The organism is Nocardia violaceofusca NBRC 14427 (assembly GCF_963869435.1).
GTDB lineage: Bacteria > Actinomycetota > Actinomycetes > Mycobacteriales > Mycobacteriaceae > Nocardia > Nocardia aobensis.
The window spans coordinates 227964-241816 of the sequence record NZ_CAWMPM010000014.1 but is presented as its reverse complement, the minus strand read 5'-3'; the positions used below and the strand labels follow the sequence as shown (position 1 = coordinate 241816).

The window sequence follows — 13853 nt, the reverse complement described above, 5'->3', positions numbered from 1 at the left end:
CGGCAGCCCCGACGCACAGGGAGTAGAGCGCTGACCACCCCGCCCGCCCAGCTGGTCCCTCCGACCGCGCCTGCGACCCTCGTCGTTCTCGCCTCGGGCACGGGATCACTGCTGCAATCGCTGATCGCGGCCACCGAGCGCCCGGACTATCCGGCGCGGATCGCGGCCGTGGGCGTGGACCGGATCTGCGCGGCGACCGAGCATGCGACCCGGGCCGGCATCCCGGACTTCCGGGTAGCCCCCGCCGACCATCCCGATCGGTCCGCCTGGGATATCGCGCTCACCGACGCCGTCGCGGCCTACGCGCCCGACCTGGTGGTGTCGGCCGGATTCATGCGCCTGTTCGGCCCGAAATTCCTGGAGCGATTCGAGGGCCGGATCATCAACACCCATCCCGCGCTGCTGCCGGCGTTCCCGGGCGCGCACGGGGTGCGCGACGCGCTGGCCTACGGCGTGCGGGTGACGGGTTCCACTGTGCATCTGGTCGACGCGGGTGTCGACACCGGACCGATCCTCGCGCAGGAGCCGGTCGCGGTGCTGCCCGGTGACGACGAGGCGAGCTTGCACGAGCGCATCAAAGTTGTGGAGCGTCGGCTGCTGGCGGACACCGTCGCCGCCGTCGCCACGCGAGGCATTGTCTGCGACGGACGAAAGGCAGTAATCCCAGATGAGTGAGGCCCCGGTTAGTGCACGCAGGGCGATCCGCAGGGCGTTGGTGAGCGTCTATGACAAAACCGGGCTCATCGAGCTGGCCACCGGACTGAACGACGCCGGTGTCGAGCTGGTGTCGACCGGTTCTACCGCCGCCCGCATCGCCGACGCCGGAATTCCGGTGACGAAGGTCGAAGACCTCACCGGTTTCCCGGAAACTCTCGACGGCCGGGTGAAGACGCTGCACCCCCGCGTGCACGCCGGCATCCTCGCCGACACCCGCAAGCAGGAGCACCTCGATCAGCTGGTGGAGCTGGGCGTCGAGGCATTCCAGCTGGTGGTGGTGAACCTGTATCCGTTCACGCAGACCGTCGCCGGCGGCGCCACCCCCGACGAATGCGTCGAGCAGATCGATATCGGCGGCCCGTCGATGGTGCGCGCCGCGGCGAAGAACCACCCCTCGGTCGCGGTCGTGGTCGACACCGGTGACTACGACGACGTGCTGGCCGCGGTGCGCGGTGGCGGCTTCACCCTCGCCGAGCGAACCACGCTGGCCGCCAAGGCTTTCCAGCACACCGCGAGCTACGACGTCGCGGTCGCGAGCTGGATGACCAACGTGCTGACGGCCGAGGACGCCGCGGATTCGGCTGCGGGCGGTCGGTTCCCGTCGTGGATGGGCGGTGTGTGGACCCGCGACGCGGTGCTGCGCTACGGCGAGAATCCGCATCAGGCCGCCGCGCTGTATCGCAACGACTCCGGCCCGGCCGGGCTGGCGCAGGCGAAGCAGGTGCACGGCAAGGAGATGTCGTACAACAACTACACCGATGCCGATGCCGCCTGGCGGGCCGCGTGGGACCACGCCGAACCCGCGGTGGCCATCGTGAAGCACGCCAATCCGTGCGGCATCGCGGTCGGCGCCGATATCGCCGAGGCGCACCGCAAGGCGCACGCCTGTGATCCGGTGAGCGCGTTCGGTGGCGTGATCGCGGCCAACCGCGAGGTCACCGTCGAGATGGCCGAACAGGTGGCCGAGATCTTCACCGAGGTCATCGTGGCCCCCGGCTATGCCGACGGCGCGGTGGAGGTGCTGCAGCGCAAGAAGAACGTGCGCATCCTGATCGCCGACGAACCCCGGCGCGGTGGCGTCGAACTGCGGCCGATCAGCGGTGGGGCGCTGCTGCAGCAGACCGATATCGTCGACGCGGACGGTGACGATCCCGCCCACTGGACGCTCGCCACCGGCGAGCCGGCCGATGCCGAAACCCTCGCCGATCTCGAATTCGCCTGGCGCGCCTGCCGTGCCGTGAAATCGAATGCGATTCTGCTGGCCCACGACGGCGCCTCGGTGGGTGTCGGCATGGGGCAGGTCAACCGCGTCGACGCCGTACATCTGGCGGTGCTGCGCGCCGGTGACCGCGCCAAGGGGTCGGTGGCCGCCTCCGACGCCTACTTCCCGTTCCCCGACGGTCCGCAGCAGCTGATCGCCGCGGGCGTGAAAGCCATTGTGCAGCCGGGTGGTTCGGTGCGCGACCAGCTGACCATCGACGCCTGCCGGGAGGCCGGGGTCACGATGTATCTCACCGGGGCGCGCCACTTCGCGCACTGATCGAGTAACCACGAACGTCGCCGCCCGCCGGTGCCTCCGGCGGGCGGCGACGTCGTTCTACACGTTCGGTCCGCAGGCCCGGCGAATCAGTTCGCGCTCAACACTTTCCGATCGCCGAGGGGCTTCTTCAGCGGGATCTCCAGGGTGCCGAAGACGGCGATCATGGTGCACATGCGCCCGGCCGCCTCGGGCAGCGTGCCGGCCTTCAGGGCGACGGTGACGGCGGTGTCGGTTTCGGTGGTGGACGCGTCCACGCCGTAACACTCCGGCGAGCCGATCTGGAAGTTCACCGCGATCCGGTCCGGGGCCACCCGGCTCCAGCTGTCGAACGGCAGCGGGTGCGGATTGGTGATCGCCGAGTTGGCGGTGAACATCCGGCCGGGTTGCGGCGGGTTCTGCTCGGTCGGCGTGCTGACCGCGGCCGTGGTCGTATTCGCTTGTGCCCCACCGTTGTCGGAGTTCCCGCATGCGGTGACCAGCAGCGCCGGTAGTGCGAGTAGCGCGATTGCCGCCGCTGTGATGCGGCGTCGTCCGGGGATGGAGTCCATGGACCTCACCCTATCTGCGGGGGCGCGGCGGCTGTGATGCACGTCCCAGTGAACATTCTGCGAACGTCGGCGCGTAACAGCTGCGAAATCCGCGGCGGGACAAGTAGGGTTCGCAAACGATGAGCGAATACGGTTCTGCGCCATCGAATCACCGATCTACACGACCTCTTCTCGAAAGGATCCACCGCGTGGGCGACACGTTGCAGGTAGGCGAGGAACTGGGCCTGGGTCAGGCCCTTCAGGGCGGCGCGTACACGCTGACTCTCCAAAACGATGGCAACTTGGTGCTTTCCGAGCCCGACGGCACCGTGGTGTGGGCGACCATGACGCATGAGCGTGGCGTCGAGCGCGCCGTCCTGCAGGAGGACGGCAACTTCGTGCTGTACTCCGGCAGTGGGCCCGTATGGGCCACCGACACCAACGGACAGGCCGCCGATCATCTGATCGTGCAACCGGACCGCAACCTCGTCCTGTACGGCCGGGACGGTGCCTCGCTGTGGGCGTCGGGCACCAATACCGACAACCCGATCGTGGTCGAGGAGCCGGTCGCCGCACCCGCGGCCGAGCAGGTGCCGCCGCCGCCGGCGCCGGAACCCCGCACCTACACCGTGGAGTCCGGTGACACGCTGTGGGCCATCGCGGAACGGTTCTACGGTGACGGCAACCGCTACCTGGAAATCGCCGGGGCGAGCGGCATCGAGAACCCGGATGTCATCAACGAGGGTCAGCTGCTGACCATTCCGTGACCGGAAACGGCGAACGCCCCCGGTGCCGCGGCACCGGGGGCGTTCGTTGTTCGTTCGCTACCTACTGGTGAACGGCAGCAGCGCCATCTCGCGCGCGTTCTTCACCGCGACCGCCACCTGCCGCTGCTGCTGCGGGGTGAGCCCGGTGACGCGGCGGCTGCGGATCTTGCCGCGGTCGGAGATGAACGTGCGCAGCAGGTTCACATCCTTGTAGTCGACGATTTCGACGCCGGCCGCGATCAGCGGATTCTTCTTGGGCCGCCGGGCCTGTTCGGCGCGGATGCGCTTCGACGGTGCTCGCTTGACTGCCATGTGGGCCATCCTTTCTCGGCGTGAGCTCTGGTCCTACGCTGTCGCGCGGGCGCCCCGACCGCTCCTGCCGGTTCCTTCCGACGAGATCTGCGATGGTCTACCAACTCGATTTGTGTACACCGGGCAGCTCCCCTCGGTGGGCCAGCTCGCGCACACGTACCCGGGATAGTCCGAACTTGCGGAGATGACCGCGGGGGCGGCCATCGGTGGCGTCCCGATTGCGCAATCGTACCGGACTGGCGTCACGTGGCAGTCGCTGCAGCGCGAGCTGTGCTGCCGCCCGGCGATCGTCGGCGGTGGCCGGATCGCGGATCAACTCTTTGAGCTCGGCCCGGCGTTCGGCGTAGCGGGCCACGACGGCGCGGCGTTGCTCGTCGCGTGCGATCTTGGATTTCTTCGCCATCACCGCTCCTCGCGGAAGTCGACGTGCCGGCGCAACAGCGGATCGTATTTGCGCAGCACCATGCGGTCGGGGTCGTTGCGGCGGTTCTTGCGGGTGACGTAGGTGTAGCCGGTGCCGGCCGTCGACCGCAGTTTCACGACGGGGCGAATCTCGTTGCTGCGCGCCATCAGATCTTGTCCCCGCGCGCACGGATACGAGCCACGACCGCTTCGATCCCGTCGCGGTCGATGGTCTTGATGCCCTTGGCCGAGACGCGCAGCGTGACGCGGCGGCCCTCGCTGGGCAGGAAGTAGGTCTTGCGCTGGATGTTCGGGTCCCAGCGCCGGTTGGTCCGGACGTGGGAGTGCGAGACGGACTTACCGAAGCCCGGCTTGCGACCGGTGACCTGGCAGTGGGCCGACATGGGGCTCCTTTCTGAAAATCATTTTCGACAACGGTCGCCGCAGACTGTACCGTGTGGCTGGAGCAAATGAAAATCATTATCGAAAGGGGTTCCGGTGCTGTCACATCCCGACCGCCGCACGCCCGTCGTGCTGCTGGCGGGCTTCCAGGGGCCGGTCGCGGACGGTATGGATCACCTCGCGCGACTGCTGGGCGCGGCGCCCGGCACCGTCGTCGTGCGACACGATCTGAGCTCACTGCCCGAGGGTGTGGTGCGCCGCCGGGTGCACCTCGACGGCCGGGAGACGGCGAGCGCGCACGAACTCGCGCACGGCTGTGTCTCCTGCACGCTGCGCGCCGATCTGCTGCCGCTGCTGTGCCGGTTGGCGGCACGAGATTCGGTGCACCGCATCGTGATCGCGCTCGACCCGGCCTTCGAGGCGGAAGCCGTGTGTCATGCGATCGGCAACGTGCCCGTGGTCGACCTGGTGGGTCGCGTCGACGGTCCCGCCGCCCGCGATGTGCGTATCGAAGCGGTCGTGACCGGCCTCGACGCCCGCAGCTGGCTGCCGGACGCGCTGAGCGACGAGACCATCGACGAACGGGCGGGCGGCCCCGGTGACGACGACCGGACGGTGGCGCAGCTCGCCGTCGGGCAGGTCGAATTCGCCGACGCGCTCGTGGTGTTCGGTACGGACCAGGTGGGCGACGGTGAGCGCGACGTACTGCGGGCGGTCGTGGATCGGCTGGTGCCCCGGGCTCCGTCGATCTGGGTCGGTGACGGGCGGGATATCGCCGCGGCGCGCATCGAGATGCTGCTCGACCGCATTCCCGCCGATTCCCGGCGCGGCCGCATCTTCGACGCGCACGCACCGTTGTTGCGCGGCCGGCCACCGCTGACGGAGGAGAACGGTGTGGCGTTGATCGAATTCGCCACCGATCGCCCATTCCATCCGACCCGCCTGCACGAGGCGATGGATGTGCTGTTCGACGGCGTGGTCACCGCGCGCGGACGCATCTGGCTGGCGACTCAGCCCGAGCGCGTGGTGTGGCTGGAATCCGCCGGCGGCGGAGTGCGGGTCGGCGATGCCGGAACTTGGCTGGCGGCCACGAGTCCCGCGGAACGGGATTCGGTCGACCCCGATCGGCGGGCGCTGGCGGCGCTGCGCTGGGACGAGGATTTCGGTGATCGCGACATCTCGCTGGTGATCCTCACCTGCGGCGCGAATCCGGACGACATCCGCACCGCGCTGCACTGGGCGCTGCTCGACGAGGCCGAGATGATCCTGCTGCGCAACGCGCCGGATCTGGTCGCGCACTGGGACGATCCGTTCGGCGAGTTCCACGAGGACCCCTGCGACACAACCGAATCCGACAACTCAGGCGGCCGCGGCGTCGAATCCCGGCCGAACGAAAGGTAGGGCGATGAAATCAGGGATCCATCCGGAGTACCACCCGGTGGTCTTCGAGGATGTGAGCACGGGCAAACGCTTCCTCACCCGATCGACGGCGACGAGCACCCGCACCGTCGAATGGTCCGACGGCAACAGCTATCCGCTGATCACCGTCGACGTCACCGCGGACTCCCACCCGTTCTGGACCGGGGCGCACCGCGTCCTCGACACTCAGGGCCGGGTGGAGAAATTCGAACGCAAATACGGCAGGCGCACACCGCGTCCCGGTTTGTCGCGAGGGGAGAACTGAGATGGCGGTGCCGAAGCGACGACTGTCGCGCGCCAACACCCACAGCCGGCGTTCGAACTGGAAGGCGACTCCCCCCGACCTGGTGCCGGTCAGCGTCGGGGGCGTCGTCCACAAGATCCCGCGCCGACTGGTCACCGCCGTCCGGCGTGGCCTGATCGACCCGACCCGGCTGTAGGACACGGGTTTCGGGCGCTGAAAATATGTGGCGTTTGCCTGAATCGAGCGACCAATTGGTTATCGAATAAATCGGAGTCAGCAGGGATATCGGTGTCATCGCGCTAGCGAGGCGGTAGCTGTGATGTGAATTGCCAACTGCTGGTTGGTTTTTGGCGCCGGAAAAAGTCCAGCGGAAACGCTGTTTTCCTGAGGCGGCCCCGGTACCCTCGTGGCTGAGGGCGGGTTCTCCTGGCAACAGGAGAACCCGCTCATCGCCACTTTCAGGGCCGTTCACTCATATCGCGCGGAGGTGACGGCGCTTCCAGCGCTCGCTGTCCGGGCTGCGGCGCATCATCCGGCTTCGGCCGCAACGCCTCGAGCAATGACTCCCAGCGTGCGATCTGCTCGCCGATCACCGCCGCCGGGTTCTCCAGCAGGGCGGCCACCAGCGACAGCGGCCACGGCAGTTCGGTCGCCGGCGGCGCCTGCCGACTCAGTTCCAGCACGGTCGTCTCCAGATCGGCGATCTCGGTGCGCAGCTCGGCGATCTGCCGCAGGGCGGCGCCCAGCGCCTCGACGACCGTCCGTTCCGATATGGCGCCGCCGTCCGTGCCGTCGTCGTCGCCCAGCTGGGGCCAGCCCGCCAAATCCGGACCGCGCAGCTGCACCTGTACATCGCGCAATATCGCTTCCTGCTCCGGAGTCACATCCGGTACCTTCCTCATCGCTCCCGCCGCGGGCCGAAATGCCTGCTCCACACTGTAATTCGCGGAGCTCCTCCGGTGTGCGCCGAGATCGGCGCGGTGACGCCCGGCGAAGCGGTTTCCGTACAGCTGCCGGTCGGCCGGCGGGTGCCGCATATCGGGGGCCCGAGACGTCGGTGCGCGGGCGGCTGAGCGTTTGCCGACCCGCGCTCATCGACCGGAAAATGTCCGAATTTTCAGTTTATTAACATTCCTGGCATCTTCTTGGCGGCTTATTAACGGCCTTTGTTACGTGTTCGTAATGGGTGCACGACAGCCTGTCTAAGGGTTTCGATTTCGAGCTCAGGCGCCAGGGTATCGGCGCCGCAAACTGCTGAAGAAAGTGTATGAGGGAATGAAGCTCAGGAAGTTCGCCGCAACATCGGCTCTGGTCATCGCTGCTCTTGGGATCTCCACCGGCACCGCATTCGCAGCTCCGGCTCCGGCCGCCAACCCCGATATTCATTACACGGCAAACGTTGTCGACAAATCCGTCGTGGTGAAGACCGACGCGGGGTCGCTGACGACCGAAGGCAACGAGTTCCAGGTCCGCGACAACCAGGGCACGGTGGTAGCCGGATTTCCGCTGAGCTATCAGCACGACGGTCTGGAGTTCCCGATCGCCGCGCAGATCGACGGTAACCAGGCCACCCTGGTGCCGAGCACCGACCGCGCCGCCGCCCACCCGGCGCCGATGCTGCACGATGTGGCCAGCCGTTCGGATCTCGACGCGGCCAACCAGAGTGCGATCAACGAGCTCGGTATCGCCACCAGCATCGGCACCCTCGTCGGCACCGCGATCGGCCTGGCCGGCGGTTGTGCGCTCGGTGCCGTCCTCGGCACCCCGTTCCTGGTCGTCCCGGGCTGGATCGGCGGCTGCCTGACCGGTGCCGCCCTGGGCGCCCCGCTGGGTGCCGCGGCCGGTCTGGTCGGCGTCGGCGGCATCTCCGGCGTGCTCGTCGCGATCGAGTACTTCAACCGGATCAACGCGCCCGCCGAAGGGTAATCACCAGTAGCGCAACGCGATCGGGGCGGGCCGTACGGCCCGCCCCGATTCTCGTCTGTGCGCGGCCCGGCCGCCGCGACTTCGTTCAGCTCACCGGCTGCGGTGCCCGAACCGCCGGTCGCGCCTTGCCGGCCGGCGAAGCGGTCTGTCCGGCAGGGGAATTCGCCGCCTGTGCCAACTGCCGCGAGCGGGTGGTTCCGGTGCGGTCGGGGGCGACCAGCACCGCGGTGATCGGGACCGCCAACGACAGCGTCCCCATCACGAACACCGGCACGAAGAGGGTGAACAGATCGTCGCCGTCGGGCTGGCCGACCGCGGTGTCGAGATGTACGTGCACCCCGGCCTGGCCGAGGTAGTGGATCGCCGTGACCGCCAGCGCATACAGTGCGGCCGCCCCGGCCAACGGCAGCATCGCGTGGAAACGGGTGGTGGCCCACAGCAGACCGATCGAGGCCGCGACGGCCAGCGCCCCCGCGCTCAGCGACATCCAGATGTTCACGTCGACCGATCCCTGCACTCGGATCGCGCCCATCGCGAGCAGGTGCATGATCCCGATGCCGAGGCCCATCACCACGCCGCCGCCGATCACCCGCACCAGCGTGCTCACCTTGCCCGTGATCACCAGACCCGCCAGGACCCCCGCCACCGCGACGCCCGTCGCCACGACCATCCGGGCGATGTCGTAGCGGATCTCACCGGACGACACCCCGACGCCGAGCATGGTGACGTACACCGCCAGCCAGGTGCCGACGCCGCCGATGGACACTGCCGCCGCGGTGAGCCACACCATCCGGAACCGCGCGGTGACCGAGAGCGTCGACTGGCGAACACAGGCCAGTCCGACGACCGCGCCGGCCGCGGAAACCCCGAGTGCCAGGCCCAGCACCCAGTACCCCATGGTGAAGTAGTTCATCGCTTCCCCTCAGCTCGCACCGCTCAGCTCTGTCCCACCGTCGCGTGGGTGGCGGTCAACCGCGCAATCGCGTATTCGGTGACCGCGGCGAGCGCCCGCCGAACCTCCCCGGCGTCCCGGGCGTCGATATCGACCACCGGCACGCCCTCGCGGATCGACAGCGCCTCCCGCAGTTCGGCGACCGGGAAACGCGGTGCGCTCGGAAACCTGTTGACCGCCACCAGGAATGGCAGCCCGCGCGCCTCGAAGAAGTCGACCGCGGCGAAGCTGTCCTCGATCCGGCGTGTGTCGACCAGCACGACGGCGCCGATCGCACCGCGGATCAGGTCGTCCCACATGAACCAGAACCGGCGCTGCCCGGGCGTGCCGAACAGATACAGCGTCAGGTTGCCGGGCAGGATGATGCGGCCGAAATCCATGGCCACCGTGGTGGTTTCCTTGCCCGGGGTGGCGGACAGGTCGTCGATGCCGTCGGATACGCCGGTCACCATGGCCTCGGTGCGCAGCGGCACGATCTCCGAGACCGCACCGACGAAGGTGGTCTTCCCGGCGCCGAACCCGCCCGCGACCACGATCTTGGTCGAGGCGGTGCGGCTGTCGAGCTCCGGGTGGGGCGGCATCGGAGCCGTCGAGTTCTGAAAGTGCATGGGGGGATTCTGGTATGGAAGCGGCGGTTGCGGGTGCGAGCCCGGGGAATTGGGTCCGAGCGGTCCGATCTGCGCGGAATCGGTCTGCGGCGCGGGCGGATACCGCTCGGCCGTCGAGGGCGCTCCGGTGTGCAGGGGCGGTGCCGCGGTGTCAAAGGGCACGGAGTCCACGCAGGGTCCTCTCCATCAGGGATCGCCGCTCGTCGAATGTGGCGTCCTCGCTGAGCGTGGTGTGCACCCGCAGTGTGCCGGCCACCACCAGGTCGCCGATCACCACCCGGATCATGCCCAGGGGACGTTGCAGATGGGCGGCGATTTCGGCGACCGAGAGCCGCCCCGCGCCCAGGCGCAGAATATCTGTTCGAATATCGCCTGCGGGCCAATCGAATTGATTGGCGTAGGGCAGTGTCTCCACGACCGCCTCGAGAGGCAGTTCGACCGCGGGTTCGGTGCGCCCAGCGGTCAGCGCATAAGGACGGACGCGAGTGGTTGGCCGGCCGGACCCGGCCCCGAACGAACTGGACATCGCAATCGTCAGACCGCCGAACGGGCCGTGGCTTGCACGACCGATCCGACTCGATCGACGAGCAGGGCCATCTCGTAACCGATGCGGCCGATGTCGTGCTGCTTGTTGGCCAGTACCGCCAGATGCGAGCCGTTGCCGACGCTCATCACCAGCAGGTAGCCGCGCTGCATGTCGACGATCGACTGCATCACCTTGCCGCCGTTGAACAATTGCGCCGCCCCCGCCGACAGACTCGCCAGACCGGCGGTCACCGCGGAGAGCTGTTCGGCCCGATCGGACGGGAGGTGCGGGCTGGTCGCCTGGAGCAGGCCGTCGGCCGAGACGAGCACCGCGTGCGAGACTCCAGGCACCTCTCTGGTGAAGCGGGTGACGAGCCAGTTCAAATTCTCGTCCGTACTGTTCTGCGCAGTGTCGGTCATGCAAAGCCTCCGTCGTTCTGCTGAGCGTTGTTCCGCCCGGCCTGGTCGTACCCGGCCGCATCGGCAGGGTCGTACTGGGCCGTGTTGTCTCGGACGCTGACGCGTCCGCTACGGACGCCGCTCAAATGCCTGGACAAGTTGTTGCGGATTTCCTCCGGATCCCGGGCCTCGACGGCATCGTCCTGCGTCACTCCGCCGGGCACCAGCTGCGCACCGGGACGGCGGATGGGCAGGCCACCCGTGGTACGGGTGGTCGCGGTCGGGGTGCTGGCGTCCGCGGCCGCCGCCCAGCCCTCGTCGGCGGGAGACGACCAGGCGCCGGTCGGCGCGTTCGAGGACGGTTCGACCAGCCATTCGGACACCATGCGCTGATAGATCGGCGTGGGGGATTCCGGTTTGGCCGGCGCCTGAGCATCCTGCTGAGGAGCATCGTGCTGATAGGCATCGGGCCGGGGCGGCGCGAGAGTCGCGCCGTGGCGGGACAGCGGCGCCGGTTCGCGGTCCGGAGTGCGCTGTGCCGGGGCCATGATCGCCGTTTCGGCCCAGATATCGATGGGCTGCGGCTGGGGCTGCGGCTGGGGCTGCGGCCGCGGGTCGGCCGGGGCGGGACGCCGGGGCGGCACGATCTGTTCCAGATCGCGGTCGGTCACCGGGTTCCACGGATCGGAGGGCGGGGTGAAATTCTCGCCGCGACTCGCGTTTTCGGCCTCCTCGGCCTCGGCGCGTTCGTCGCGGTGATTCTCTTCGGCGCGTTCGTCGTGGAAGGCGTTCTCGCGTCCGGTGTCGGCACCGCGCAGCACGCCGTCGTCGAGCGGTTCCGGCGCGCGGTTGTCGCTCTCGGCGACGTCCGGCAGCGGGGTGAGCCGGGTGACCGGGGCCGCGGATTCGGAATCCGACTGGCCGGCCGGGCGGCGCTGCGGCAGTCCGGCGCTGGTGAATCGGGCCGGCTCCGAAGTCTCCCCGAACCGCTCCGGCGGATTGGGCACCGCGGTGAGTGTGCGGCCGGGAGCGGGGAATTCGGTGACCGGGGAGGGGAAGTCCGCGGCCGGTGTGGTGAACGTCGAGATGGCCGGCGGGACGACGGCCTCGGTGGGCGAGACCAGCGCACCCGGTAGATGCACACTGGCCGTGATGCCCGGCTGCTGTGCCATGGTGGAGGTGCGGCGCAGGCTGACCGTGATGGTGTGTCGTGCCGCCAGGCGGCCGACCACGAAAAGACCCATGCGGCGAGCGGTTTCGATGGTGACCTCACCACCGGAGGCCAGCCGCTCGTTGATCGCGCGCATATCGTCGGCGGACATGCCGAGTCCGCGGTCGGTGATCTCGATCAGATATCCGCCGTCCACCGCGCGCGACACCGAGACCGCCACCGGCGTATTCGGCGGCGAGTAGCGCAACGAGTTGTCGATCAGCTCGGCCAGCAGGTGTTCGATGTCGACGGCGGGCTCACCGGCGACGATACCGTCGGGCACCGAACCGATTTCGACGCGCTGATAATCCTCGACCTGGGAGACCGCACTCCACAGCATGTCCGACAGCGGCACCGGCGGCAGATGTCCGCGGCGCAGCGCGGTGCCGGCGAGCACCAGCAGGTTGTCGCCGTTGCGGCGCATGCGGGTGGCGAGGTGGTCGAGGCGGAACAGGCTCTGCAGCCGATTGGAGTCGTCCTCGTCGCGTTCCAGATCCTCGATCAGCGACAGCTGCTGTTCGACCAGTGATTGGCTGCGCCGCGAGAGCGTCTCGAACATATTGCTGATCTGCAGGCGCAGGCGGGCCTGTTCGGCGGCGAGGAACAACGCCTGGCGGTGCATGTCGTCGACCGCTCGGGCCAGCTGGCCGATCTCCTCGGTGGTCTGCACGTCGACCGGGACGATCTCCGGGGTCGCGCCGCCGCCGCGCACGACCGCGAGTTCGGCGGGCAGGTCGGTATGCGCGACCTGCAGCGAATCGCGGCGCAGGCGGCGAATCGGGACGACCAGCGAGCGGGCGACCGCCAGCGCGAGGGCCAGACCGGCCAGCAGGGTCACGACCACCAGCGCCACATCGCGCAGGACCGTGCCGCGCGCGTCGACGGAGCGGTCCGACAGTCCGGAGTCGATCAGGTCGACCAGATGGTTGGTGGCCTCGTTGTAGGTGTCGGTGCTGGTCTGCAGCGACTGCACGACGCCGGGCACGTTGATCGGCTCGACCGCGTTCTGACTCATCGCCGCGATACGCGTCTGCAGCGCGCCCAGCAGCACATCCGGCTTCAGCGCCGATTCCGGCTGCACGACCGCGTACTGGTTGATCATGGTCAGCTCGGCGCCGGTGGCCGTCAGGACCTGGGCCAGCACCGCCGGGTTGTTGCCGATCTCGCCGCTCTCCAGTGCCAGCTGCTGCTGGGTGAACATCTGGCGGGCGATCGCGATGACACCCATCTGCACGTAATAGCGCTCGAGGGTGGTTTCCTTCGGCGTCGCCAGCGACGAGACGGCGTTGCTGACGTGGCCGTTCACCTCGCTCGCCTGTTTGACCACCTCTTGCGGCGCACCGCCGTGCAGGCTGTTGCGTAGGGTGCGCCCGGCCGCCAGCGCCTCGGTGAGTTCGGTGGCTACCCGCTTGTCGGCCGCCGAATTCTGCAGCGCCGTCTGCAGATCCGCCGCGGCCTGGTCGAACCGGGCCGCGGCCTGGTCCAGCGCCGACTGCGGAACGTGGTCGCCGTTGCCGAGGGTGACGGCGAGATTGTTGGCCGCCGAACCGAAGTCGAGGGTCGGCCGAATGATCCGCGCCTGCTCACTGGCCGTGTTCAGCTGTGAGATGGTGCCGAGTTCGTCCTTGATTCGAAGAACGGCGAATGCCGATGCCAGCACGACCGGCAGCAGTAGCACGATGCCGACCTTGCTGGTCACGGACAGGTTGGACAGACTCCTCTGCCATGGCCGCGGTGCAGTGCCCATCCCGCTTCCGTCGCCTCCGCTCGCGCACGTGCCCCGGGTTCCGGCCGCCGCCCGCGTCTGGCCGTTCGGGTCCAACGGGTTGAGAACCAACTAGAGGTTTACTTTTACCGCAGGCAACATACCGCGAGAACACGTTCGCGGCAATTTGGAGGGGTC

General features: G+C 68.5%; 18 protein-coding genes. 7 read left to right on the top strand and 11 right to left on the bottom strand.

The annotated features are described in order from the left end of the window. The first annotated feature begins 30 nt into the window (after positions 1-30). Together purN and purH are read left to right on the top strand one after the other, a co-directional pair. Positions 31-675, top strand: coding sequence for a phosphoribosylglycinamide formyltransferase (purN, locus tag AC5592_RS14870; protein ID WP_174372337.1), 645 nt, complete (start codon positions 31-33; stop codon positions 673-675). Beyond that, positions 668-2257, top strand: coding sequence for a bifunctional phosphoribosylaminoimidazolecarboxamide formyltransferase/IMP cyclohydrolase (purH, locus tag AC5592_RS14865; protein WP_036505478.1), 1590 nt, complete (start codon positions 668-670; stop codon positions 2255-2257). Before purN ends, purH begins: the two co-directional genes overlap by 8 nt. 86 nt (positions 2258-2343) lie before the next feature. On the opposite strand, the gene AC5592_RS14860 is transcribed toward purH, so the two are convergent. Further along, the gene (locus AC5592_RS14860) at positions 2344-2805 is read right to left on the bottom strand and encodes a hypothetical protein (protein WP_063064505.1); all 462 of its coding nucleotides are present in this window, start codon (positions 2803-2805) and stop codon (positions 2344-2346) included. A 188-nt stretch (positions 2806-2993) separates the two neighbouring features. Here AC5592_RS14860 and AC5592_RS14855 point away from each other — a divergent pair, with 188 nt between their 5' ends. Continuing rightward, the gene (locus AC5592_RS14855) at positions 2994-3551 is read left to right on the top strand and encodes a LysM peptidoglycan-binding domain-containing protein (protein ID WP_036505475.1); all 558 of its coding nucleotides are present in this window, start codon (positions 2994-2996) and stop codon (positions 3549-3551) included. A 57-nt stretch (positions 3552-3608) separates the two neighbouring features. Here AC5592_RS14855 and rpsR read toward each other — a convergent pair whose 3' ends face one another. The 4 genes from rpsR to rpmB all read right to left on the bottom strand — a co-directional run bounded on the left by rpsR (position 3609) and on the right by rpmB (position 4669). Then, the gene (gene rpsR / locus AC5592_RS14850; RefSeq protein ID WP_036505473.1) at positions 3609-3863 is read right to left on the bottom strand and encodes a 30S ribosomal protein S18; all 255 of its coding nucleotides are present in this window, start codon (positions 3861-3863) and stop codon (positions 3609-3611) included. Between the two features lie 97 nt (positions 3864-3960). Next, on the bottom strand, positions 3961-4266 hold the full coding sequence (gene rpsN / locus AC5592_RS14845; protein ID WP_036505472.1) for a 30S ribosomal protein S14: 306 nt from the start codon (positions 4264-4266) through the stop codon (positions 3961-3963). Then, a complete protein-coding gene (gene rpmG / locus AC5592_RS14840) occupies positions 4266-4433 on the bottom strand; it encodes a 50S ribosomal protein L33 (RefSeq protein WP_063064504.1) in 168 nt (55 codons plus the stop codon). Before rpmG ends, rpsN begins: the two co-directional genes overlap by 1 nt. Beyond that, the gene (gene rpmB, locus AC5592_RS14835) at positions 4433-4669 is read right to left on the bottom strand and encodes a 50S ribosomal protein L28 (RefSeq protein WP_036505470.1); all 237 of its coding nucleotides are present in this window, start codon (positions 4667-4669) and stop codon (positions 4433-4435) included. The genes rpmG and rpmB overlap by 1 nt, the downstream gene beginning before the upstream one ends. 94 nt (positions 4670-4763) lie before the next feature. On the opposite strand from rpmB, the gene mrf reads away from it, so the two are divergent. Genes mrf through rpmF form a run of 3 tightly spaced genes read left to right on the top strand, consistent with a single transcriptional unit; the run spans position 4764 to position 6526 of the window. Then, on the top strand, positions 4764-6068 hold the full coding sequence (gene mrf / locus AC5592_RS14830) for a ribosome hibernation factor-recruiting GTPase MRF (RefSeq protein WP_063064503.1): 1305 nt from the start codon (positions 4764-4766) through the stop codon (positions 6066-6068). A gap of 4 nt (positions 6069-6072) precedes the next feature. After that, entirely contained in the window at positions 6073-6351 is a 279-nt protein-coding gene (locus tag AC5592_RS14825) for a type B 50S ribosomal protein L31 (RefSeq protein WP_063064502.1), read from the top strand. 1 nt (position 6352) lies between these two features. Then, positions 6353-6526, top strand: coding sequence for a 50S ribosomal protein L32 (gene rpmF / locus AC5592_RS14820; RefSeq protein ID WP_063006645.1), 174 nt, complete (start codon positions 6353-6355; stop codon positions 6524-6526). Positions 6527-6788: 262 nt separating this feature from the next. Here rpmF and AC5592_RS14815 read toward each other — a convergent pair whose 3' ends face one another. Then, positions 6789-7214: a hypothetical protein gene (locus AC5592_RS14815; RefSeq protein ID WP_167331999.1), complete on the bottom strand. Its 426-nt coding sequence runs from the start codon at positions 7212-7214 to the stop codon at positions 6789-6791. 391 nt (positions 7215-7605) lie between these two features. Here AC5592_RS14815 and AC5592_RS14810 point away from each other — a divergent pair, with 391 nt between their 5' ends. Continuing rightward, positions 7606-8256, top strand: a complete 651-nt coding sequence (locus AC5592_RS14810; RefSeq protein WP_036505461.1) for a DUF8020 domain-containing protein — start codon at positions 7606-7608, stop codon at positions 8254-8256. An 85-nt stretch (positions 8257-8341) separates the two neighbouring features. Here the strand turns inward: AC5592_RS14810 and AC5592_RS14805 are convergent, their stop codons facing one another. The 5 genes from AC5592_RS14805 to AC5592_RS14785 form a co-directional block, all read right to left on the bottom strand. Next, positions 8342-9169 (bottom strand): MHYT domain-containing protein, encoded by an 828-nt coding sequence (locus AC5592_RS14805; RefSeq protein WP_051025078.1) that lies wholly within the window; start codon positions 9167-9169, stop codon positions 8342-8344. A 23-nt stretch (positions 9170-9192) separates the two neighbouring features. After that, entirely contained in the window at positions 9193-9816 is a 624-nt protein-coding gene (locus tag AC5592_RS14800) for a GTP-binding protein (protein WP_228533681.1), read from the bottom strand. A gap of 151 nt (positions 9817-9967) precedes the next feature. Then, complete coding sequence (locus AC5592_RS14795) at positions 9968-10342, bottom strand: DUF742 domain-containing protein (protein ID WP_051025076.1); 375 nt, start codon at positions 10340-10342, stop codon at positions 9968-9970. An 8-nt stretch (positions 10343-10350) separates the two neighbouring features. Further along, the gene (locus AC5592_RS14790) at positions 10351-10761 is read right to left on the bottom strand and encodes a roadblock/LC7 domain-containing protein (protein WP_030515097.1); all 411 of its coding nucleotides are present in this window, start codon (positions 10759-10761) and stop codon (positions 10351-10353) included. Continuing rightward, positions 10758-13697, bottom strand: a complete 2940-nt coding sequence (locus tag AC5592_RS14785) for a HAMP domain-containing sensor histidine kinase (RefSeq protein ID WP_084506677.1) — start codon at positions 13695-13697, stop codon at positions 10758-10760. Before AC5592_RS14785 ends, AC5592_RS14790 begins: the two co-directional genes overlap by 4 nt. Between the last annotated feature and the right edge of the window lie 156 nt (positions 13698-13853).

What these genes read in the sequence shown, in the direction of transcription:
- purH (WP_036505478.1), top strand. Translation starts at nt 668, where the DNA reads ATGAGTGAGGCCCCGGTTAGTGCACGCAGGGCGATCCGCAGGGCGTTG.
- AC5592_RS14860 (WP_063064505.1), bottom strand. Translation starts at nt 2,805, where the DNA reads ATGGACTCCATCCCCGGACGACGCCGCATCACAGCGGCGGCAATCGCG.
- rpsR (WP_036505473.1), bottom strand. Translation starts at nt 3,863, where the DNA reads ATGGCAGTCAAGCGAGCACCGTCGAAGCGCATCCGCGCCGAACAGGCC.
- rpsN (WP_036505472.1), bottom strand. Translation starts at nt 4,266, where the DNA reads ATGGCGAAGAAATCCAAGATCGCACGCGACGAGCAACGCCGCGCCGTC.
- rpmG (WP_063064504.1), bottom strand. Translation starts at nt 4,433, where the DNA reads ATGGCGCGCAGCAACGAGATTCGCCCCGTCGTGAAACTGCGGTCGACG.
- rpmB (WP_036505470.1), bottom strand. Translation starts at nt 4,669, where the DNA reads ATGTCGGCCCACTGCCAGGTCACCGGTCGCAAGCCGGGCTTCGGTAAG.
- AC5592_RS14825 (WP_063064502.1), top strand. Translation starts at nt 6,073, where the DNA reads ATGAAATCAGGGATCCATCCGGAGTACCACCCGGTGGTCTTCGAGGAT.
- rpmF (WP_063006645.1), top strand. Translation starts at nt 6,353, where the DNA reads ATGGCGGTGCCGAAGCGACGACTGTCGCGCGCCAACACCCACAGCCGG.
- AC5592_RS14810 (WP_036505461.1), top strand. Translation starts at nt 7,606, where the DNA reads ATGAAGCTCAGGAAGTTCGCCGCAACATCGGCTCTGGTCATCGCTGCT.
- AC5592_RS14805 (WP_051025078.1), bottom strand. Translation starts at nt 9,169, where the DNA reads ATGAACTACTTCACCATGGGGTACTGGGTGCTGGGCCTGGCACTCGGG.
- AC5592_RS14800 (WP_228533681.1), bottom strand. Translation starts at nt 9,816, where the DNA reads ATGCACTTTCAGAACTCGACGGCTCCGATGCCGCCCCACCCGGAGCTC.
- AC5592_RS14795 (WP_051025076.1), bottom strand. Translation starts at nt 10,342, where the DNA reads ATGTCCAGTTCGTTCGGGGCCGGGTCCGGCCGGCCAACCACTCGCGTC.
- AC5592_RS14790 (WP_030515097.1), bottom strand. Translation starts at nt 10,761, where the DNA reads ATGACCGACACTGCGCAGAACAGTACGGACGAGAATTTGAACTGGCTC.
- AC5592_RS14785 (WP_084506677.1), bottom strand. Translation starts at nt 13,697, where the DNA reads ATGGGCACTGCACCGCGGCCATGGCAGAGGAGTCTGTCCAACCTGTCC.